The following is a 20,452-nucleotide window of genomic DNA, read 5'->3' on the forward strand; positions in this document are numbered from 1 at the left end:
CATATTAATGTTTGCAATATACCTTTATTGTATCACATTGAGCACTTACTTTTATACTTTTTATATTGAAAGTTTTCTCTTCCCCAGTGTTAACAATGTCGAGTAATTGCTCTTGATGAGCAGTGGTAAGCTTGATTTCAGGATCAAGGATGCTCACCAGTCTTTGCCACAATCGACGTTGTATAGCCAACGGCTCCTTACGTAACCCCCTACGAGATATAGACGCTCCCTCTTCAGAAATCATTACTAACTCATTAAATGCCATATCCGTTAACTGGGAGATAAGTATTACGTCTTCACGTACAGAATTCCCTAGTCTTACAATGGCATTAACAACGTTAGGATTAATAGTTTCTAACTCAGGTATAATGCGATGACGAATTCTATTTCTTTGATATCGCACATCCTCATTTGTCCTATCTACACAGTAAGAAATATCTTTTTCTTTCAAATATAAAAGTAGTTCTTCTTTTGTGACATCTAACAGAGGTCTTACTACTGGAATACTATAATCATTACTAACAACGGCCATGCCTGTCAAACCATTAAGTCCAGTCCCTCTAATGAGATGAGCTAAGATTGACTCGGCTTGGTCATCTTTATGATGAGCTACTGCAATATAGTCATACCTCTCAGACTGTGCTATGTCGGTCAGCCATTGATATCGTACTTGGCGACCTATAGTTTCCTCTGATAGTTTTTGCTCTTCACTCAATTTAGGCACATCAACGGTAGCCGTATAAAATGGCAGCCCTAGTATTTCCACTTGGTTTCGTAACCATAGAACCTCATCCTTGCTTTCAGAACGAATACAATGATCTACAATAGCAACTCCAAGCTCATACGCCGTGTGACGATGTGTGGCAATATCTTGCAATAAATGCAATAAAGCCATCGAATCAGGACCACCAGAACAAGCTACCAAGATACGACTATTCTCAGGAAATATATCATGTAATTTTAAAGTGTGATTAACGGTTCGAATGAGTGCTTTCACATTCACGGGCCATCGCCTCCATACCATCTTGATCGCTCACAAATACATGAGGGACCTCATAGGAATCCATAAAGGACGTTAAAATCTCCGCACCAGCAACGATGATGTCGGCACGACCTGCGGGTAAACCTTTCACTTGTAATCTCTCATCACGACTCATATAGCGCAGTTTCATAATGATACCTTCTACAGTTTCACGGCTCAATTTATGACCTTGCACCTTTGTACCATCATAGTGGTCTAAGCCTAAATCAATAGCAGCCAAAGTTGTTAGGGTGCCACCAATACCGATAAATTCACCAAATTCACCTTCAATCATCATCGGATCCCAAAGGAAACGGGTTTCCTCCCACACTCGTTGAGGCCCTTCATCAGATATAGATTGAAGGCGTACTGCTCCCACAGGATAAGAACGACTCCAGTACACTCCATTTTTGTTACCTAATGCAAGCTCTGTACTACCTCCACCAATATCGATGGTCGTGTAATGACGTCCATCCTCTAATTGATTTCCTAAAGCGCCATAAAAGCCATACATAGCCTCTTCATCACCAGATAAAATCCGCCATTCCATAGGACAATACTCACTAATACATTCCATGAATGCAAGTCCATTTGCCGCTTCGCGAACAGCGCTCGTAGCAAAACCAAAGCAATACTCAGCACCATATTGGTTTGCTATTTTTTTTATATCTGTAAAAGCTTGATAAGAAGCTTCCATGGATTCAGCTTGCAAGGTACCATCTGTATTTCGTTGACCTAAACGGGTAGTCCACAACTGCTTAGGCTCATAACGCCACTCGTTATTTTCATAGGCCGCCAATAATAAGCGCACCGAATTAGAGCCAATATCGATAATTGCTAACTTCATAATTGCTCCTTACATATACATAGCATTCTCCTAATACTATTATAGTGTTAATACTCTATACATAAGTAAAGAGATGGCTGGATGCCATCTCTCACTATTAATCTCGACGACCGCCTCGGCCTCCGCGTTTTCCTTCGGTATTGCGTTTTAAGTCGTGTAATCGTTCATTACTATCACGTAAGAATGATTTCATCTTCGCTTCGAAAGACTCTATACTTTGTTTCGATTGAACACGATGAGGACGTTTTTCTTCGTCCATACCCTCTTTAGGTTGTGTTTGACGAATGGAAAGACCAATTTTATTACCATCAATGGATAAAACCTTAACCTTTACCGGATCCTCAACCTTTAAAAGGGTATTAATATCTTCGACATACCCATGAGCTACTTCAGAAATATGAACTAACCCCGTTTGTTTTTCTCCTAAATCAACAAATACGCCGAATTTTGTAATACCTGATACGGTACCATCAATAATGTTACCAACTTCGATTGCCATGCAACCTCCTAATTAATGCGGAAACCTTAAACTACAAACTAATGCGAAGCAAAAAATAATAAAGTATAACCTATTTTACATATGGTACTTCACCAGGTTTTACCAATCCTAGCTCCTCACGAGCAACCCCTTCTATGGTCCTTGGATCTTGTAACCTGGCCTTTTCCTGTTCTAACTCTTCATTTCGCTGCTGTAACTCTTGCAATTGTTGCTCTATATGTTGTTTTTCTTGATATACAGCCACCAAGCGATAAGCCTGCCCTAACAGTAACAGCACCATAATCCCTATGCCAATTCGCTTGATCCACATGAGGATAATACGCTGATCCTGTGCTTTGCGATTAGGACGAACCCGTTTGCGCGGCCTTTTTGGGCGTTGTACATCCATAATGTCCTGAGTCATAATGTCCCCCAAATATTCATCATCTGTATACTGTCATTTTTAGATTATACCACATAACAGAGCTTGGGACTAAAGAAAATTACAGATATGTCTCATTAAGAACAATAACATAAATCCGTATAAATTTAAAACTCCATACGCAATTTTAGCTTTTTATACACGAAAGTAAACATCCACTTACATAGACTCAGCCTTTACAACATGTTCACGAATGACAGCACAAGAAGTTTTAAATAAGGCTAGCTCTTCATTGGTTAGTTGCAGTTCAAAAACATCTTCGATACCATCTTTACCAATAACAGCAGGAGTAGATGCAAATATTCCTTCTTCTCCATATTGTCCATCTAAATAACAGGAGCAAGGCAATACCTTCTTTTCGTCATGAAATACAGCGCGGATTAATTCTGTGGTAGCACTAGCAATCCCAAATTCCGTAGACCCCTTACCTGCTAGTACATGATAGCCACCAATTTTAACATCATCTAGTGTTTTTGCATGGTCAAGTTCAGGAAATCTATGGGGTAGCTCTCGATGTAACTCTAAAAGTGGTTTCCCTTGTACACAAATATGGGACCATGGCACCATAGCACTACCTCCATGTTCACCTAAGCAGTAGGCTGTAATAGAGCGATTACTAATAGTAAAGATATGCGCTAATTCTTTTTGCAATCTAGCTGAGTCTAGAGCTGTTCCCGTTGAAATGATGCGGTTAGGATTCCACTCAAGATGTTTACATAAATAGGTAGCTACCACATCAGCGGGATTAGAAATCGAAATGATAAAGCCTTTAAAGCAAGATTGCTTGATACGTGGAATAACATCTTTAAGTACAGCTACGGTTTCACCAAGACTCTCGAGACGATCTTGATACAAATTCGGCAAAGGTCCCGCACTAAAAACGAGAATATCACAATCTCCACATTCTTCAATAGGACCTGATGTAGCAGTTACTTGATGTGGAATATAGCTAACGGCATCATTAATATCCATAGCTTGCGCTTGAGCTTTTTTCTCGTCAATATCCATCATATATAATTCATCAACCTCACCTTGTAAGGCTAAAGAAAATGCTACATGAGAGCCTACATGTCCAGTACCAATAATACCTACCTTGCGTAACTTCATAAGAGCCTCCATACCTTAGCATAAAACGATAACATATCCTCAAATGCCAATTATTTAAATCACGTATATCCGTATATGATTTACCTTAATAGAATCATAACTCATTTAAATTCATCTCATCCAAATTGAGTGGGAACAAATCTTTTCCTTCCATCGCTTGAGGAGATTTTTCTAAATATTGTTTACGCATGGACCATAAGATATCCAAATCCTTAGGATCTAATTTGGATAAAGCATATATCATAGTAAAATCAGAACCATAATGCCCACGTAAACTATCAGGCACACCCTTAGAACCTTCACCACTAATGCGATTATTAAAAAAACCTTGGATACGACGATTATCTAAATCTATAATAATAAAACCTGATCCATCATACACATATAATGTATGATTAACACGTTTTAATGCACGTACTGTATTCGTAATAAAATACTGGTCCTTCAAATCGATGAGAGACGACTCATAACCAGAATGGTAAAAGTCACCATAATAATGGGCCCCTCCATCGGTAGAGTCCAACAAACTTTTAAATTCGTCTTGCTCATCATTACTGAAATCAGACAATGCTTTTACCGTTGTTACATTCCGTAAGCCTCGTTGGTAATCATCCGATTTAGGAGGTTCTATATGTTGCCCTCTAAAGGTTATGGGCATCAAGCGAAGTGTATTATCAGATAAATTATAAATCCCTAGTCCTTCATAACCTAAGAAGTACACTTGTGAGCCACTGGTCTTCATCGCTAATATTCGTTTTGAAATAATGGCATCACTAGAATTAACCAGTGTATGCGCTTCCGGATCAATACGTACTGTTTTGCTATCATAATTTGCCCCTACTGCAAGCCAGTAGGATATCCCCATTATAATAAGTGCCAGTACAAATAATCCAATACGTTTTATATTCATCTACGCTCTCCATGACTCCCCAATCATAAAACGTAAAAGTATGCGTACAATATGTATCGTGTTTACAATGTATCTAACATTAGCTTATATACGATTCTAGCTTATACATCCAATTGAGATAATCGATCGGCAACCTTAACCCCTTTATATGTGAAAGTTGGTAACAGCTGAGATAGCGGTTCTAGTACAAAATTACGATTCCAAAAATGAGGATGCGGTATCACAAGACTTTCATCATACTGAGAAATCATTTTCCCCTCTGTATCGTACACTAAAATAATATCCAAATCTAATGTGCGAGGGCCCCAATGAATCAATCGTTTTCGTCCAGCCGCCTGCTCTAATTGCTGAATAAGGCTGAGCATTTGATGTGGTTCTAGAGTGCTCTCACAAGACCATACGCCATTAACAAAGGTATCTTGTTCCGTATATCCCCACGGCTCAGTTTCAATAAGAGAAGAAGTGACTAGCTTAGAAATTGCCCCATGTTGTTGTAAGGATTGAAAAGCAGAATTGATGTAGTCACTCTTGTCCCCTATATTCGAGCCTACACTGATGTAATAGGTATACATCAAATTTGTCCTCTTGTAGTGATAACCTCAACATAATCCAAAATACCTGAAATCGGTACAGATGGTTTACGCACAGTTACAGACAACCCAACGATACCTTGATAATGTTGATACAAGGAATCGGCGATAAGCGCCCCCAAGCGCTCTAGAAGATTATGCTTCTCACCCGTCATGATAGACTCTACAATCTCGTATACCTCTACATAATTGATGGAATCCTCTAATTGATCACTTTGACCGGCCTTTGTAAGATCAGTTATTATTTCTACATCTACAAAAAATCGTTGTCCTTGTTCTTGCTCAGATGCCAAATTTCCGTGGTATCCGTAGAATGCCATATTTTTTAAAACGATTCTATCCATTATTCACCTCGTAACAAGCTGTCTGCTACTGCTAAGGCGCGTTTGTGCATTTTCACATTGTGAACACGCACCATATCAACGCCTTGGAATACACCTGTAATACAAGCTGCTACCGTACCTTCATCGCGATCTTCTGGAGGCAATCCGCCTAACATAGATCCGATGAAACGCTTGCGGCTCGGCGCAAGTAAAACAGGATATTCATAAGCGGTTAACTCACCCAAGCGTTGCATAACTTCAATATTTTGTTCTTCAGTTTTACCAAAGCCAATACCTGGGTCAAGCCAGATTTGTTGTGGTGTTACCCCCTCTTTCAACGCTTTATCGATAGCACAGAAGAAGAACGCTTTCATATCTTCAATGATATCACCATAATTTGTATCATTACTATTATGCATGATGATAACAGGTACCTTATATTTAGCCACCACCGCGGCCATGTCAGGATCATAATGTAATCCCCATACATCATTTAAAATATGTGCCCCTTTAGAGAAAGCATATTCTGCAGTTTTAGCATGATATGTGTCAATAGATACAGGCACTGTAGAGGCCTGTAAGACAGGCTCTATTAATAGAGATAAGCGTTCTATTTCCTCGTCTGCGGTCAAAGGTGTAGAACCAGGGCGTGTAGATTCAACGCCTAAATCGATAATATCTGCACCATCTTCAATCATTTGCTTTACATGCGCTGCTGCTGTTTCTGGTGTATTGAATTGACCTCCATCAGAGAAGGAGTCAGGTGTACCATTCAGTATCCCCATAATAAGGGTTCGATCGCACAAAGATAAACTTTTGCCATCATTCCATGTATAATTTCTACGTTTAAACATTTACCTGTCCTCCGCCTAACATTGCCAACGCTTCATCTCTTAATGTGCCCTTTTCGGCTAATACGCCTCGGCTTTCTAATGTAATAACCTTTGAATCTTGCTGCATGGTACCTTTGATGAGCATACACAACTGAGTCGATGTAATGCGTACAAATACGCCATGAGCAAATAAATCATTCATAATCGCATCAGCTAATTCAGATGCTAACCGCTCTTGTAATTGCGGTCTACGGCTGAGGATATTCACGATATCTTGAAACTTACTAAGCCCTGCCACACATCCATCCTTAGGTTGGTACACGATATCTACGGTACCAAAAAAAGGCAATAAATGATGCTCACACATGGAGTAAAACGGAATCCCTGTAACTGCTACGAGACCTTTATAGTCTGTACTGAAAGTCTCTCCCCATGCAGTTTTTGTGTCTAATCCTACACCGCTGAATAATTCACTATATAATTCTGTTACACGACTTGGTGTCTTCTCTAATTCTGGTGCCTCTGTATCAACAGATAAAGCCTCTAAGAATTGCTTTATCCCGTCCTTTGCACGTTGATTCATCGGTCCTCCTAAACGATCTTTGTCGTCCAATCCTCAATATTCCAAATATCCGTAATCCAACCTTGATAAAATTCGGGCTCATGACTAACCAGTACAATCGTACCTTTAAAATCACGCAATGCTCGGCTCAGTTCTTCCTTCGCATATATGTCTAAATGGTTGGTCGGTTCGTCTAGCACCAACACATTGTACTTATTCTGCATGAGCTTACATAGGCGAACCTTTGCATTCTCACCACCAGATAATACGCGCATTTGAGACGTAATATGTTCATTAGTAAGGCCACAACGAGCTAATGCTGCACGCACCTCTGCATTCGTCATAGCAGGATATTCATTCCAAATATAGTCTAACGCTGTTTCAAAATTGGATGGCGTATCCTCTTGGGCAAAATAACCTACTTGTAAGAACTCACCTTTTACCAACTCACCACTAACAGGCTTCAATAAACCTAAAATAGTTTTTAACAACGTAGTTTTACCTAGACCATTGACACCGCGAATAGCAATCTTTTTATTTCTTTCAATTTGAAAATCTACTGGTCTAGTTAATGGTTCATCATAACCTAATTGCAATCCGAAAGCCTCTACGATAAAGCGACTTGGTGTACGGCCTTCTTTAAAACCAAAGCTAGGTTTAATATACTCTTTTGGTTTTTCCAAGATTTCCATCTTCTCTAAGCGTTTAGCGCGAGAGTTCGCCATACCGCGCGTTGCAACGCGAGCTTTGTTGCGTTGAATAAAGTCTTCCATACGCTCAATCTCTTGCTGTTGACGTTCATACGCCTTAGCAGCTTGCGTTTTTTTCACCTCGTAAGCAGCTTGGAACTGATGATAATCACCAGTATAACGCGTAAGCACCGCTTGTTCGATATGGTAAATAACATTAACTACGGAATTTAAAAACTCCATATCATGAGAAATCAAGATGAATGCATTTTCGTAATTTTGCAAATAGTTTTGCAACCATTGAATATGCTCTACATCAAGATAGTTTGTAGGTTCATCCAACAATAGAATAGTCGGTTTCTCTAGTAAAAGCTTTGTGAGCAAAACCTTTGTACGTTGACCACCACTAAGCTCTGTTACATCTCGGTCCAAACCGATATCCACAAGGCCCAAGCCTGCAGCCGTACGCTCAATAACCGCATCAATTTCATAGAACCCACGTTGCTCTAGAATCTCTTGCCACTCCCCAACTTGCTCGAGAAGCTTATTCATTTCATCTTCGGATACATCGCCCATACGATTGTATGCATTATTAATGTTTTGCTCCATCACGAATAAATCGTCAAAAGCGCTCTGTAACACATCGCGGATGGTCATGCCCTTTTCAAGAACAGCATGTTGATCCAAATAACCAACCGTTACCTGATTGGACCATTCAATTTTGCCTTCATCAGGCGGCAATTTACCTGTAATGATATTAAGAAACGTAGATTTACCTTCACCATTAGCACCAATGAGGCCTACATGTTCACCTTTTAGCAAGCGGAATGATGCATCATCTAAAATTTGTCGCGCTCCAAAACCATGGGTTACATTTGAAACGGTTAAAACACTCATATCTATCTCCACCGGAATAAAAGCCGTCTTGTAGAAGACGGCTTGTTTCATACTTACTTAAATATTATATCTATTTTACCTTTTTGACCTCTATATGTCAAAACTTAGGTATCACTTAGCAAGGCATATCGCAAGGCTACAACAGCCATAATTTTAGCTCCTTTAATAGCTTGTACCAATCCATAGTCAGAACCTGCTGCACAAGTGAATTCTGGCGTATGCGCTTCTAATCCCAAACCAATTTGCAACGTAGGCTGCGCCGTAGGCACTTCATAGGACACATTACCTACATCAGTACTACCATCAGCCTCATCATCAGGCAATATACGAGGTATTTCACCAAACTCAGTCATCACATCCTTAAAGAGATCTAATAGTTTTTTATCTTGACGCATATCCTTAAAGAGTGGCTCATAATGATGCATTTCAACTTGAGCATCATAGGATGCTGCAATCTCTTGAGCAGCCGCTTTGATAGCCGGCAAAATAATACCTTCTAAATCATCCACTGTACTACCACGAACAGTCATGCGAATCGTAGCCTTTGGTGTAACCACATTTGGCGCTGTACCTGCTTCGGTAAAAATGGCCCCCACAATAGCCCCTTTAGGAAAAGTTTTCTTTAACTCTTTTATTTTTTGATATAATTCTACCGCACAATCTAAGGCATTAATGCCTGAGTCTGTTAAAGATGCAATATGACAAGAGCGCCCATGAAAGGTAACCTCTAGTGGATGTGTCGCTAAAGATGTGCCCCCCACCTCATTTTCACCGCCAGGATGAATAATAAGCGCCGCCTCATAGCCCTTAAATAAACCAGCCTCTGCCATATATACCTTACCACCGATAGTTTCCTCTGCAGGGCAACCAAAGAAAGTCGTTCCCCAATCCTGTGGCGCACTTTGACTGAAAGCAACAGCAGCACCTAAGCTCATCATGGCAATAAGATTATGACCACAACCATGACAAAGCTCAGGTAAGGCATCATATTCTCCTAAGAATGCAATTTTATATTTAGCATTACCTCTATAGTCGGCTCGCAACGCGGTTTGTAACTCACGCATGTCGGCGAGACCTACTTGAGATATAAAATTCTGTTCTTCTAAGAATTGGTGAATCACCTTTACTGCTTTATGCTCATTCAAGCCCAATTCTGGATTATCGTGTAAATATAAGGAAATAGCACGTAATTCCTGTGCCATACTATCTATGATGGCACAGGCACGAGCCTCTCGTTCTTGTAGTGTCATAACTCCCCTTATTATTATCTAATATCTTATTATCTAATATTTTATTACCTAATATCTCGGTAACTACTATTTTTATCTAATATCTGTTTATCTGTTTGTCTATTAACTAAAATCGTTCACCTAAAAGCTCTTATCTATTTCGTATAAGGATGAACGATGATGGTATTAGAAATATACCTAAAGCTAATCGTCGCTCCTAGCGGTAAGGTTTGATGTGGTGAACCATGTCCCGTTGGCACATAACATACAAAAGGATCTGGCATTTCTGGATTTCTATTTTCCTCCATGTAGCGCAATGCTTCATAACCTAAGTCATAATCTCGTTCATCTTCATCTCCTTCACAATCTGTAAAGGTGCCAATCACTAAGCCTTTAATACGGCTCAACAAACCACTGAGGCGAAATTGTTGTAACATACGATCCAGTTTATAAGGAGCCTCCCCTACATCTTCAATAAATAGTAAGGTATCCTCCCAAGATTCATCCTCTAAAAAATAAGGTGTTCCTGACAGAACGGATAATATCGTCATATTACCACCACGCAAAATCCCTTCTCCTAGCTCGGTACCAATCGCACCTCTAGGAGGTTCTGGCAAAGGTTCTATAACTTTTAATTTACCTTCTAAAACATTAAATAATGCATCAATATCTGCCTTACGTTCTGCTTTAAAATCTACCCCCATAGGCCCATGATACGTAATAAGGCGACTGTATCGATTGATAGCCATATGGAGCGCTGTACAATCACTGTATCCAACAAAAGCCTTACGATACTTGCGAATCGCTTTATAATCCAGTCGTTCTAAATAGCGCATCGTGCCATAACCACCCCGTAAGGCGAGCACCGCATCACAAGGGGCTGTAGTCATCATGTATTGAAACTCTGCGGCTTGCTCCTCAGGTGTGCCTCCATATAGCCCCTTTCGGCTTGCACTTTCACCCACAAGCACCTTATAGCCTTTAGCCTTACAAATTTCTTCTATTCTATGTAAATCTTCATCGCCAGCACTAGCAGGTGCCATAATACCTATGGTCATTCCCGGTGCCAAACGTTTTGGTTCAATCCAGTCCATATATCCTCAAAAAATACCAGTTAACTTCTAATGCATCAATATTAACATACCATATTTGTAACGTAATTTATAAAACATATGTAAAAAAAGTATGTAGCATAATGTAAAGTTTATGGCGTAATTCAAAATTTATATACTTATTTGTAGAAACAAATCTATAAAACATATTCATAAGATACAACAAAAGACGTACATCAGGTGTACGTCTTAAGTGTATCTTATTTGTATGCTTTTTTAAAGTCAACAAGGCCCAATGTGGTCCAGAAATAATTTTGAATTGTTCCGTTTGTTACATATGGTTGTGTTGTAAAGTACAACGGCATAACAAGAGATTCATCAAAGATCATTTTTTCTGCTTCATGCATCAACGCATCACGAGCAGCCCCATTTGGAGTTGTACGAATGCGAGCAATCAACTCATTATACTCATCACTATGGTACTGTCCATCATTATCTTCAGCAGAGAATACCTCTAAGAAGTTTTGTGGATCGCTATAATCAGCAACCCAAGAAGCGCGCGCAACTTGGTACTTACCAGCTTCACGGTCTGCTAAGAATACCTTTGTCTCTTGATTTTGTAAGCGTACATCTGCACCAAATGCATTTATCCAAGCATCTTGAATCGCTTCTGCAATAGCTTTATGTAATTCACTTGTATTATACAAAATCGTAATTTGTGGCAATGGACGATTCTTACCATAGCCAGCCTCTTTAAGGATTTTCTTGGCTTGCTCTACATCTTCGTATACGAGATAACTACCAGCTTCACGGAAGTCTTCACGGCCATTGCTTTCGAGCATACCATATGGTACAAACGCATAAGCTGGTTCTTTACCGCCTCTAACAATATTATTAACAATGTTAGCACGGTTGATAACCATAGAAAAGGCTTTACGCACATTTGGATCTGTGAAAGGTTCTGCTTTCACATTGAATACGTAATAATAGTTACCAAGCATAGGGCCAATATGTAATAAGCCTGCTTCTTCTAAACGTTTTTGATCCGCTACAGGAGGCTCAACAGTCATATCAGCTTCGCCACCTTCAACTAAGGTGAGACGCGTACTTTGAGACTCACTAATAGGCCAATTCATTTTCTCTGTTTTCACAGATTCTGCGTCCCAATAATTTGGATTCTTGATGAAATCCATTTCCCCATTATGCTTCCAAGAAAGCAAGCGATATGGACCATTGGATACTATAGTTTCCGCATTAGCTGCCCAATTTTCATGAGCCTCTACTGCTTTTTTGCTCACTGGATAATAGCTATGAGACGCTAATAGTTTCAAGAAATAAGCTGTTGGATTTTCTAAGGTAACTACCAATGTATCCTCATCAGTAGCCTTAACACCAACCTCTTCAGCCGTGGCTTTGCCAGTATTAAAGGCTTCGCCATTTTTCAATACATATAGCATGTATGCATTGTCCGCATGGACTTCAGGGTCTAATACGCGTTTCCAAGCGTATTCAAAGTCATAAGCCGTCAAAGGCTCTCCATTAGACCATTTCAAATTAGGTCGTAAGTGGAAGGTATACTCACGGCCATCATCGGAGATTTCCCAATTTTTAGCAAGTGCTGCTTCTGGTTCACTTTCATCATTCAAACGAACTAGACCATCGAATAATTGAAGTTGAACCGTAGCCTCCGGAGAGGTAGTAGACTTTGCGGGATCCAATGTGGATGGTTCCTGCTCAATAACATAGCGGATTGTGTGTTCATCGATTGGTTGAACACCACGCGGGTACCCAAATACGAATAAGAGTACACTCACCCCTAGAGCGAGGACCATGAGTTTTAACAAGTTTCGTTTATCCATCATGGCAATGCTTCCTCTACAAATTCTTTCATGATGCGCCCAACTTGAGCGCCTAACTCTTTACCTCGGTCATTATCGATATCGCTCATTAAAAGAATAAAGCAGAAATGACCTCTAAATGTTTCTATTACACCCCCATCATGCTCTACGCGATCAAGGGATCCTGTTTTATGGTGAAAGCGTATGCCTTCTCCCCAGTAAAATGGTAAGATATCACGGAATTGTTGGCGACCTAAAATATTCCACATTTCTCGGCCATAAGCATCTCTATCACGACATTCAAAAATATGTTTATACAGACGAGCTAGTGACATGGCTGTAATGTAATTATCACGCCCTTCAGCCAAGGCTTTAAGGTCCATCATCATGCGATTAAGCTCCATCTCATCCAGACCAAGCTGTTCTGCTCGTGCATTGATGTTTTCCATACCAAGCACTGTGATGAGTAGATTTGTCGCAATATTATCACTAAGAACCATCATGAGACGGCACAACTCAAGATAGGTAAAACTGTGTTTACCAACTAACTCTTGTAGTGCGCCGCCACCTTCAACGCGTGGAGTTCTAGATAAAGGAACGGTATCATTAATGTCCAATTGCTCAGTACGAGCTAAATGAAAGACATATTCCATAATAAGTACCTTAATTAAACTCGCACTAGAATGTACAGTATTTTCACCTCTAGCTGCGATGAGTGTTGGTTCCTCTTCATCATCAAATTGTAACACTGCATAAGATATATTTCCTGCTGGAGCCAATTCTTTAATGACTGTATCTAGTTGATGTTCCAGGGACTTGCCAACAATTAGTTTTTCCATACTATTCTCCCATTATATGTGCCAGCATGCGATGCGGCGATCAGCCCAGTCTCGAAGTGGCGGACGTTCTGTAAAACAACGACCTTCCGCTTCTGGACATCGACCACTAAACAAACAGCCTTTTGGCGGTTCTAGTGGATTTGGTGGATCCCCTTTAAGAGGTGCCCCAATTGGTGCATGTGGCATAACTGGACCATTTAAGGCCGTCAATGCACGGGTATACGGATGTTGTGGAAATTCATATAAGTCCAATGCAGGACCTTCTTCCATAACAGCACCTAAATACATAACAACCATGCGATGACTAATGTAACGCACCATGTTTAAATCATGAGAAATAAAGAGGTACGAAATACCATGCTGTTCTTGTAAACGTTCAAGTAATGTCATAATTTGTACTTGAATCGACACATCTAACGCAGAAATCGGCTCATCACAGATGATACATTGAGGCTGCATAATAAGAGCCCGTGCAATGCCGATACGTTGACGTTGACCACCAGATAATTCATGAGCATAACGCTCACCAAAAGACATATTTAAGCCAACTTGGTCAAGCACCTCTTTTACGCGAATAACTCGATCCCGAGGTGTGTACTTCGGGTCCAATTCTAAAGGCTCCTCTAAAATCGCATTAACTGTAAGTCGTGGATTAAGGGATGCATAAGGATTTTGGAATACCATTTGCATCACTGGATGTACAGCCTTTCTATCTACATAAGGATTGATATATTGACCATTCATATAAATAGAACCAGATGTAGCTTGATGTAATCCCATCAAGGTATAACCAAATGTAGATTTACCACATCCAGATTCACCTACGATACCAAGGGTTTCCCCTGGTGATTGATATAGGCTCACGCCTTGTACAGCGTGTACCGTTTGTTTTGGCTTAAATAAGCCGCCTGACAGGGTGAACTCTTTAACGAGATTGTCAGTCTCCCATACGTAACTCATTAAAGTCCCTCCAACTTAGCTAACCAACATGTAAACTGATGACTTTCACCAACATTTGTAACCATCGGAACCCGATTACCACAAATTCGCATAGCCCACTTACAACGAGGATTAAAAGCGCATCCACGTGGTAAGTCAAATAAATCAGGAGGTTGACCTTCAACGGCCTTCAATTCACCATGCCATTTACCTTGTGGCAATGCTAGTAATAGCCCCAATGTATATGGATGACGAGGTTCGCTAAAGATACCATCTACCGTAGCAGACTCAACACATTTACCTGCGTACATAACCATAACACGATCGCAAATTTGAGCGATAACACGTAAGTTGTGAGAAATAAAGATGATACCAATGCCAGCCTCTACGGCTAACGTTTGCATAAGGCGCAAAATTTGTGCCTCTGTAGTAATATCAAGAGCTGTTGTGGGCTCATCACAAATCAAAATCTTAGGACGACCGGCCACCGCCATAGCGATACATACGCGTTGACGCATACCGCCACTCAACTCATGAGGATATTGAGACAAACGTCGTTCCGGTGTAGATAGGCCCATCTTCTTCAACAAATCGATGGCAATGGCCCTTTCATCGTAACCTTCACCATACGCATTTGTACGATGGATAACCTCATACATTTGCTCCCCAATCGTCATGATAGGATTCAAAGAGGTCATAGGATCTTGGAACACCATGGCAACCGTTGTACCACGAAGTTCATTCCAATCATCTTCAGTAAATCCAAGACAATCGTGACCATCAATCATAAATGTATCCGCTTTAATTTTAGTTTTACCATATGGCAATAAGCCCATTAAAGAGTTAACTAAAACGGATTTACCACATCCAGATTCACCTACAATACCTAATATCTCACCACGCTGTAACGAAATGTCTTGATTGCGAATAACTCGCAACGGACCTTGGAAGGTATTGATGGTAATGGATACATTACGCACATCAACAATAGCGTTATTCATTATCTATCTCCTTCCTTAGGGTCTAATACATTGCGTAAGCCATCGCCAAGGAAAGCGAAACCAAGCATGGTAACACTAATAGCAACAGCTGGGAAAATCAATTGGAATGGATAGGAGCGCATGCTACTAATCCCTTCAGAAGCTAATACGCCCCAGCTCGCCATAGGTGCATTTACACCTAAGCCGATAAAACTAAGGAATGCTTCTGTAAAAATTGCCTCTGGAATAGCCAATGTTAAAGTAATAATGATAGGTCCTACACAGTTTGGCAAAATATGACGCAATAAAATGCGATGCTTCGGAATACCCATGGCTTCTGCTGCGATGATGTATTCTTCGTTTTTAACTTTCAAAATTTGGCTACGTACGATACGAGCCATATTAAGCCAGTACGCAATACCTAATGCTACGAAAATAGATATAAGACCGGGTCCAAGTACAACCATCAACAAGATAACATATAGTAAAAGTGGAATGCCGTACAAAACATCTACAATGCCCATCATGATACGGTCTACTTTACCACCCATATAACCTGCAATACCGCCATAGGCAACGCCGATTACAAGGTTGATGAAAGCTGCCACAAAACCAATGGTTAAGGAAATACGCGCACCATACATAACACGCGTATAAATATCACGGCCCAATGTATCCGTACCAAACCAATGACTAAAGCTTGGACTTTGGTTCGCATCGATTAAAGATTGATCCGCATATGTATAAGGTGAAATAAGTGGCCCTAAGATAGCGAGTACAATCATCACCAAGATGATGCTCGCCCCGACTACGGCCAAACGATTTACCTTAAATCTCTCCCATTTACTAGGACGCTTTATAAAACTAGTAATCTCTTCTTGAGGGGCCCGTTCAATAGGTAAAAAGTCTTCCTTATTCATCCGAACCCTCCTCTGTTGTAACGCGTGGATCGATTAATGGATAGATCATATCCACCAAAATATTAAGAAATACTACAAGAGCACTATAGAAAATTGTAATACCAAGAATAACTGTATAATCACGGTTATAAATTGATGTTACAAAATACTGACCTAACCCAGGAATCGCAAAAATTGTTTCAACGATAAAGCTACCTGTTAACAAGCTAGCTGCCAATGGGCCTAAGTACGTAATAACTGGCAAAATCGCATTACCTAGTGCATGACGAGTCAAAATCGTCCAAGAACCTAGACCTTTTGAACGAGCTGTACGAATGTATTCTTGTTGATACACATCAAGTAAACCACTACGCGTTAAACGAGCAATAAAGGCCATCGGTTGCGCTGCTAATGTTAACACAGGCAACACCATATAAGATGGGCCACGCCATAAAGCTACCGGGAACCAGCCCAGTTCAAAACCTACTATGTACACAAGGACAGCACCGATAATAAATGTAGGCACAGATATACCGATTGTAGATAATATAGTCACCGCATAGTCCACAATACTATTAGGTCTCATAGCGCTGATAGCACCAGCTGTAATACCACCAACTACAGCTACCATTAAAGATAATAAACCGAGCTGCGCGGAAATTGGAAATGCATCGCTAATAATATCGTTTACACTACGGCCTTCATACTTAAATGATGGGCCCAAGTCACCTGTAATGACGCCACCTAAATAGTCTCCATATTGTTTCCACACAGGATCATCGAGATGATACTTTGCCTCGATACTCGCTTTCACCTGAGGTGGTAATTTCTTTTCTGTTGTAAAAGGCCCACCAGGTATCGCATGCATTAGTGCAAATGTTACGGTAATGATGACCCATAAGATTATGATTGCGCCACCTAGGCGTCGAAATACATACCTTGTCATTGTCACTTTCCTCCATAAAAAGTCTATTCGTTTTATTATACTACACTATGAAGTTAATTTCATGATTAACATCATTACATTTACAGAAAGCCTTACATAACGTACAATAAAATATATATTTATTTGGAGGTGTCTATGACAGCAGTACCTAGAGTTTTAACAATTCAAGACATGAGCTCTATCGGACGCTGTGCCCTTACCGTTATGATTCCAATCATCAGTGCCATGCGCTGTCAGGCGGTTCCTTTGGCAACAGCGGTACTAAGCAATCACTTAGAGTATCCACACTATGAATTCGTAGATTTATCTGCTCATATGAGAGATTTTATGGACTGCTGGGATAAAAACAAAATTGACTTTCACGCTATCGTAAGTGGTTTCTTGGCATCGCCAGAACAAATTCACCTCGTCGAAGAAGCTATCAATAGATTTGCTTCTAATGGCCAGATGGTTATCGTCGATCCCGCAATGGCCGACGATGGTCGCCTCTATTCCATTTATACTCCTGATATGGTTGTAGCTATGCGCCAACTCGTATCTAAGGCTCACATCGTAAAACCAAACTATACTGAGGCTTGCTTCTTATTAGATATTCCATTCTCGACAGACCCTATTAATGAGGATGAATTGCGCAAACGGTGCAAACAGTTACATCATATGGGGCCTGAAATGGTTATCATGACCAGTGTTCCATCGGAAACGCATGCGGTCATTGCCGTCTATAATGGTCCTACAGACCTTTTAAAAACATACTCGATTCCTCTAGTACCTGTAAAAGCTACAGGCACAGGAGATATTTTTACTGCTGTATTATCAGGTGCAGTAATGAGAGGATATTCACCTTATGATGCGGCAGAACTGGCAATGAATTTTACTACCAAAGCGATTCAAGCTACGTTAGATACAGTAAAATCAATGAAACATGGTGTTGCATTTGAGCTCATCTTGCCAGAATTAACTCAACTATAAGCTAAAAATAAAGGGGAACTTATGGATTTACTTTATGTCGTATTACGAACATTGCTCATATGTATCATTGGTTTGCTCATTGCATTCCAAGGACGTCGCATGGGCCTATCGATTTTTAACCTAACGGGACGGTTAAATAGACTACAATTTATCATATGCTTCATCGCTTTGATGATTTTATTCCACATCGTTCACTATATCGATGAAATACTCTTAGACTTTGTCGTATCCTTACCGGCATATTGGTTGACTAGAGTCATTGTCTGGCTCTTATTAGCAACCCTTTTCCCATTATCTTGCGTCTTATTTGGCCGTCGTATTCACGACATAGGCTTCAATGCATGGGCAGGAATTCTTTGGTCAGTAATTATGATCTTCGTTAATACTTACTCGGCTGTCTCTCCATTCAATTACATGCTAGAGCTTTTTATATGGCTCATCGGCTTCCTATTCTGGGTATTGCCAGGACAACCTGAGCCTAACCAATACGGTAATCCTCCATTTATGCCTGTAAATCAGCCAACATATGAATCAGTACAAACTCCTGTATCAAGCAAAAAACAAGAAAACCGCAAACCAGCTCGAAAACGTCGTAAAAAACGATAACCAAAATTAATAACTTGTAATCAAAAAAACGTATCTCTCATTGATATGTCCCCATTTTATTGGATATCCAGTAAAGGAGGACATATCACACATAGAGATACGTTTTTATATTTTATATTTCTTACGATATTAATTCATCAGTAACATCAACTCAATCAATGTACAGCCGATATAAGCAATAATAAACTTAACCTTTTGTTTACGCGCTCTATCATCATCTGCAATTTTAAGACGATTAGCAAGGAATCGCTTATCTCTAATTTGCAACAAGAGGTGTTTGATTCGCTCTTGGCTTTCATTGGCTGTATCCTCATCACAATCAGACGTCAATGTAGCTTGTTGCATGAAGATACGACGATGTAGTTTACGCATTTGAATTTTGATATTGTTATGTACAAACGCACTTTGCCACTGTTTGCGAGAATCAAAATACATGTACAAATACCGCGGAATATTCATAACTAAGAAGGAAATGATAAAAATCCCTAAGGAAATCAAAAAGTACGTAGAAAATGAGAATTCCAGTGTTTCCGTCGGCAAGTAATGATGCAAGATAACAAATGTAATCCATACACCAATTGGCAACAAAAGAACTGCTGCAATATCAATAGAACGAAGCCAGCTAGTGCGAGTCGGCACATCAGGCACCGTAAAAGTATCTACAGGATCATGGAACGCATAGTAATCTAACTGCAACACAGATTGACTGGTACGCGGGTTCCCCAACAAAACAGGTCCATTGCTACCAATATGGCGCTCAGGCATAGGTATGAATTTTTTCACTTGTGTATTAGGCAATAAGTCAAACTGGATAATTCCTTTTTTCTCAAAGCGTACGGTAGATCCTTTTTCTCCCAATGCAATAGGGTTAAAGAATATACCAAAAAGACTGAGACACCAGTTTCCCAACAAGTGTAAAATGGAGTTCAAAATAAACCCACCTGTATCTATATTGTTTGTATCAAGGCGAATTGCAAAGGATGATGAATAATCATCAAACCATAGATCCTCTAAGGTGAATTCCACATTAATCACATTCCCCCATTTTGTAATAATGGATAGAAATATTTGATTGTTTGGTTCAAATTCAAATGTTATAGCATAAAAGAACCAATGATTGCGAAGAGCGGCACGCAACATGCGATTAACCATATCTTCTTCAATATATAGTAAACGATGGTCAAACAAATCTTGTTCTAAAGGCGCTTTCTCTAATACAGGTGCCTTATCCACCACCGCATCACGATCGGATAATGCTTCATCCACCAAAGCTCGTAATTTGGTGAAGATTTTAGTCATAACCCCTCCAAGGGTGAAAAAATAGGTTTTAATATAAAAATTATACCATATGTTGCATGATTTATCGATAAAAGTATACTACATATACTATTAAATATAAATATAACTAAAGCCCCTTTTTACATAGCAAAAGGGGCTTTATTACTGTAGTTTAATA

The 20,452-nt window shown here is 39.9% G+C and carries 22 protein-coding genes; 2 read left to right on the forward strand and 20 right to left on the reverse strand.

All coding sequences use genetic code 11. The annotated features are described in order from the left end of the window. Positions 1 to 4: 4 nt before the first annotated feature. The 19 genes from tilS to RYO55_RS02770 all read right to left on the reverse strand — a co-directional run bounded on the left by tilS (position 5) and on the right by RYO55_RS02770 (position 17,421). Positions 5 to 1,003 (reverse strand): tRNA lysidine(34) synthetase TilS, encoded by a 999-nt coding sequence (gene tilS / locus RYO55_RS02680; protein ID WP_295815467.1) that lies wholly within the window; start codon positions 1,001 to 1,003, stop codon positions 5 to 7. After that, entirely contained in the window at positions 972 to 1,868 is an 897-nt protein-coding gene (locus tag RYO55_RS02685) for a phosphatase (RefSeq protein ID WP_314984049.1), read from the reverse strand. Before RYO55_RS02685 ends, tilS begins: the two co-directional genes overlap by 32 nt. A 97-nt stretch (positions 1,869 to 1,965) precedes the next feature. Beyond that, positions 1,966 to 2,367 carry a S1 RNA-binding domain-containing protein gene (locus tag RYO55_RS02690; protein WP_012864039.1) on the reverse strand — a complete coding sequence of 134 codons (402 nt, stop codon included), beginning with the start codon at positions 2,365 to 2,367 and terminating at the stop codon, positions 1,966 to 1,968. 70 nt (positions 2,368 to 2,437) lie between these two features. Next, entirely contained in the window at positions 2,438 to 2,770 is a 333-nt protein-coding gene (locus tag RYO55_RS02695; protein WP_295815461.1) for a septum formation initiator family protein, read from the reverse strand. A 177-nt stretch (positions 2,771 to 2,947) separates the two neighbouring features. Then, positions 2,948 to 3,895: an L-lactate dehydrogenase gene (locus RYO55_RS02700; protein ID WP_314984052.1), complete on the reverse strand. Its 948-nt coding sequence runs from the start codon at positions 3,893 to 3,895 to the stop codon at positions 2,948 to 2,950. A 94-nt stretch (positions 3,896 to 3,989) separates the two neighbouring features. Then, positions 3,990 to 4,805: a hypothetical protein gene (locus RYO55_RS02705; RefSeq protein ID WP_278457764.1), complete on the reverse strand. Its 816-nt coding sequence runs from the start codon at positions 4,803 to 4,805 to the stop codon at positions 3,990 to 3,992. 101 nt (positions 4,806 to 4,906) lie between these two features. Next, the gene (folK, locus tag RYO55_RS02710; RefSeq protein ID WP_314984053.1) at positions 4,907 to 5,377 is read right to left on the reverse strand and encodes a 2-amino-4-hydroxy-6-hydroxymethyldihydropteridine diphosphokinase; all 471 of its coding nucleotides are present in this window, start codon (positions 5,375 to 5,377) and stop codon (positions 4,907 to 4,909) included. Next, positions 5,377 to 5,739, reverse strand: a complete 363-nt coding sequence (gene folB / locus RYO55_RS02715; RefSeq protein ID WP_008603485.1) for a dihydroneopterin aldolase — start codon at positions 5,737 to 5,739, stop codon at positions 5,377 to 5,379. Before folB ends, folK begins: the two co-directional genes overlap by 1 nt. Next, positions 5,739 to 6,572, reverse strand: coding sequence for a dihydropteroate synthase (gene folP, locus RYO55_RS02720; protein WP_308521216.1), 834 nt, complete (start codon positions 6,570 to 6,572; stop codon positions 5,739 to 5,741). Before folP ends, folB begins: the two co-directional genes overlap by 1 nt. After that, the gene (folE, locus tag RYO55_RS02725) at positions 6,565 to 7,134 is read right to left on the reverse strand and encodes a GTP cyclohydrolase I (RefSeq protein ID WP_308521217.1); all 570 of its coding nucleotides are present in this window, start codon (positions 7,132 to 7,134) and stop codon (positions 6,565 to 6,567) included. The genes folP and folE overlap by 8 nt, the downstream gene beginning before the upstream one ends. An 8-nt stretch (positions 7,135 to 7,142) precedes the next feature. Further along, positions 7,143 to 8,699, reverse strand: coding sequence for an ABC-F family ATP-binding cassette domain-containing protein (locus tag RYO55_RS02730; protein ID WP_314984055.1), 1,557 nt, complete (start codon positions 8,697 to 8,699; stop codon positions 7,143 to 7,145). Between the two features lie 104 nt (positions 8,700 to 8,803). Further along, positions 8,804 to 9,949 carry an amidohydrolase gene (locus RYO55_RS02735; protein ID WP_314984056.1) on the reverse strand — a complete coding sequence of 382 codons (1,146 nt, stop codon included), beginning with the start codon at positions 9,947 to 9,949 and terminating at the stop codon, positions 8,804 to 8,806. A 134-nt stretch (positions 9,950 to 10,083) separates the two neighbouring features. After that, on the reverse strand, positions 10,084 to 11,022 hold the full coding sequence (locus tag RYO55_RS02740; protein WP_314984058.1) for an LD-carboxypeptidase: 939 nt from the start codon (positions 11,020 to 11,022) through the stop codon (positions 10,084 to 10,086). 218 nt (positions 11,023 to 11,240) lie between these two features. After that, a complete protein-coding gene (locus RYO55_RS02745) occupies positions 11,241 to 12,842 on the reverse strand; it encodes a peptide ABC transporter substrate-binding protein (protein WP_314984059.1) in 1,602 nt (533 codons plus the stop codon). Continuing rightward, positions 12,839 to 13,657 (reverse strand): serine hydrolase, encoded by an 819-nt coding sequence (locus tag RYO55_RS02750; RefSeq protein WP_314984060.1) that lies wholly within the window; start codon positions 13,655 to 13,657, stop codon positions 12,839 to 12,841. Before RYO55_RS02750 ends, RYO55_RS02745 begins: the two co-directional genes overlap by 4 nt. Positions 13,658 to 13,669: 12 nt before the next feature. Next, a complete protein-coding gene (locus tag RYO55_RS02755; RefSeq protein WP_308521222.1) occupies positions 13,670 to 14,617 on the reverse strand; it encodes an oligopeptide/dipeptide ABC transporter ATP-binding protein in 948 nt (315 codons plus the stop codon). Further along, positions 14,617 to 15,597, reverse strand: coding sequence for an ABC transporter ATP-binding protein (locus RYO55_RS02760; protein ID WP_295815436.1), 981 nt, complete (start codon positions 15,595 to 15,597; stop codon positions 14,617 to 14,619). Before RYO55_RS02760 ends, RYO55_RS02755 begins: the two co-directional genes overlap by 1 nt. Then, positions 15,597 to 16,496, reverse strand: coding sequence for an ABC transporter permease (locus RYO55_RS02765; protein WP_295815434.1), 900 nt, complete (start codon positions 16,494 to 16,496; stop codon positions 15,597 to 15,599). Before RYO55_RS02765 ends, RYO55_RS02760 begins: the two co-directional genes overlap by 1 nt. Further along, entirely contained in the window at positions 16,489 to 17,421 is a 933-nt protein-coding gene (locus tag RYO55_RS02770) for an ABC transporter permease (protein WP_314984063.1), read from the reverse strand. Before RYO55_RS02770 ends, RYO55_RS02765 begins: the two co-directional genes overlap by 8 nt. A gap of 135 nt (positions 17,422 to 17,556) precedes the next feature. Here RYO55_RS02770 and RYO55_RS02775 point away from each other — a divergent pair, with 135 nt between their 5' ends. Together RYO55_RS02775 and RYO55_RS02780 are read left to right on the forward strand one after the other, a co-directional pair. Then, complete coding sequence (locus tag RYO55_RS02775) at positions 17,557 to 18,390, forward strand: pyridoxamine kinase (RefSeq protein ID WP_308521224.1); 834 nt, start codon at positions 17,557 to 17,559, stop codon at positions 18,388 to 18,390. Between the two features lie 21 nt (positions 18,391 to 18,411). Continuing rightward, a complete protein-coding gene (locus RYO55_RS02780) occupies positions 18,412 to 18,996 on the forward strand; it encodes a DUF805 domain-containing protein (protein WP_302498380.1) in 585 nt (194 codons plus the stop codon). 129 nt (positions 18,997 to 19,125) lie between these two features. On the opposite strand, the gene RYO55_RS02785 is transcribed toward RYO55_RS02780, so the two are convergent. Beyond that, the gene (locus tag RYO55_RS02785) at positions 19,126 to 20,295 is read right to left on the reverse strand and encodes a hypothetical protein (protein ID WP_004698486.1); all 1,170 of its coding nucleotides are present in this window, start codon (positions 20,293 to 20,295) and stop codon (positions 19,126 to 19,128) included. Positions 20,296 to 20,452: the final 157 nt, after the last annotated feature.

It is taken from the genome of uncultured Veillonella sp., from assembly GCF_963551295.1.
Lineage (GTDB): Bacteria > Bacillota > Negativicutes > Veillonellales > Veillonellaceae > Veillonella.

What these genes read in the sequence shown, in the direction of transcription:
- RYO55_RS02755 (WP_308521222.1), bottom strand. Translation starts at nt 14,617, where the DNA reads ATGAGTTACGTATGGGAGACTGACAATCTCGTTAAAGAGTTCACCCTG.
- RYO55_RS02775 (WP_308521224.1), top strand. Translation starts at nt 17,557, where the DNA reads ATGACAGCAGTACCTAGAGTTTTAACAATTCAAGACATGAGCTCTATC.
- RYO55_RS02745 (WP_314984059.1), bottom strand. Translation starts at nt 12,842, where the DNA reads ATGATGGATAAACGAAACTTGTTAAAACTCATGGTCCTCGCTCTAGGG.
- RYO55_RS02730 (WP_314984055.1), bottom strand. Translation starts at nt 8,699, where the DNA reads ATGAGTGTTTTAACCGTTTCAAATGTAACCCATGGTTTTGGAGCGCGA.
- folE (WP_308521217.1), bottom strand. Translation starts at nt 7,134, where the DNA reads ATGAATCAACGTGCAAAGGACGGGATAAAGCAATTCTTAGAGGCTTTA.
- RYO55_RS02735 (WP_314984056.1), bottom strand. Translation starts at nt 9,949, where the DNA reads ATGACACTACAAGAACGAGAGGCTCGTGCCTGTGCCATCATAGATAGT.
- RYO55_RS02760 (WP_295815436.1), bottom strand. Translation starts at nt 15,597, where the DNA reads ATGAATAACGCTATTGTTGATGTGCGTAATGTATCCATTACCATCAAT.
- RYO55_RS02685 (WP_314984049.1), bottom strand. Translation starts at nt 1,868, where the DNA reads ATGAAGTTAGCAATTATCGATATTGGCTCTAATTCGGTGCGCTTATTA.
- RYO55_RS02690 (WP_012864039.1), bottom strand. Translation starts at nt 2,367, where the DNA reads ATGGCAATCGAAGTTGGTAACATTATTGATGGTACCGTATCAGGTATT.
- folP (WP_308521216.1), bottom strand. Translation starts at nt 6,572, where the DNA reads ATGTTTAAACGTAGAAATTATACATGGAATGATGGCAAAAGTTTATCT.
- RYO55_RS02785 (WP_004698486.1), bottom strand. Translation starts at nt 20,295, where the DNA reads ATGACTAAAATCTTCACCAAATTACGAGCTTTGGTGGATGAAGCATTA.
- RYO55_RS02750 (WP_314984060.1), bottom strand. Translation starts at nt 13,657, where the DNA reads ATGGAAAAACTAATTGTTGGCAAGTCCCTGGAACATCAACTAGATACA.
- RYO55_RS02780 (WP_302498380.1), top strand. Translation starts at nt 18,412, where the DNA reads ATGGATTTACTTTATGTCGTATTACGAACATTGCTCATATGTATCATT.
- RYO55_RS02705 (WP_278457764.1), bottom strand. Translation starts at nt 4,805, where the DNA reads ATGAATATAAAACGTATTGGATTATTTGTACTGGCACTTATTATAATG.
- RYO55_RS02740 (WP_314984058.1), bottom strand. Translation starts at nt 11,022, where the DNA reads ATGGACTGGATTGAACCAAAACGTTTGGCACCGGGAATGACCATAGGT.
- RYO55_RS02765 (WP_295815434.1), bottom strand. Translation starts at nt 16,496, where the DNA reads ATGAATAAGGAAGACTTTTTACCTATTGAACGGGCCCCTCAAGAAGAG.
- folB (WP_008603485.1), bottom strand. Translation starts at nt 5,739, where the DNA reads ATGGATAGAATCGTTTTAAAAAATATGGCATTCTACGGATACCACGGA.
- folK (WP_314984053.1), bottom strand. Translation starts at nt 5,377, where the DNA reads ATGTATACCTATTACATCAGTGTAGGCTCGAATATAGGGGACAAGAGT.
- RYO55_RS02770 (WP_314984063.1), bottom strand. Translation starts at nt 17,421, where the DNA reads ATGACAAGGTATGTATTTCGACGCCTAGGTGGCGCAATCATAATCTTA.
- RYO55_RS02700 (WP_314984052.1), bottom strand. Translation starts at nt 3,895, where the DNA reads ATGAAGTTACGCAAGGTAGGTATTATTGGTACTGGACATGTAGGCTCT.
- RYO55_RS02695 (WP_295815461.1), bottom strand. Translation starts at nt 2,770, where the DNA reads ATGACTCAGGACATTATGGATGTACAACGCCCAAAAAGGCCGCGCAAA.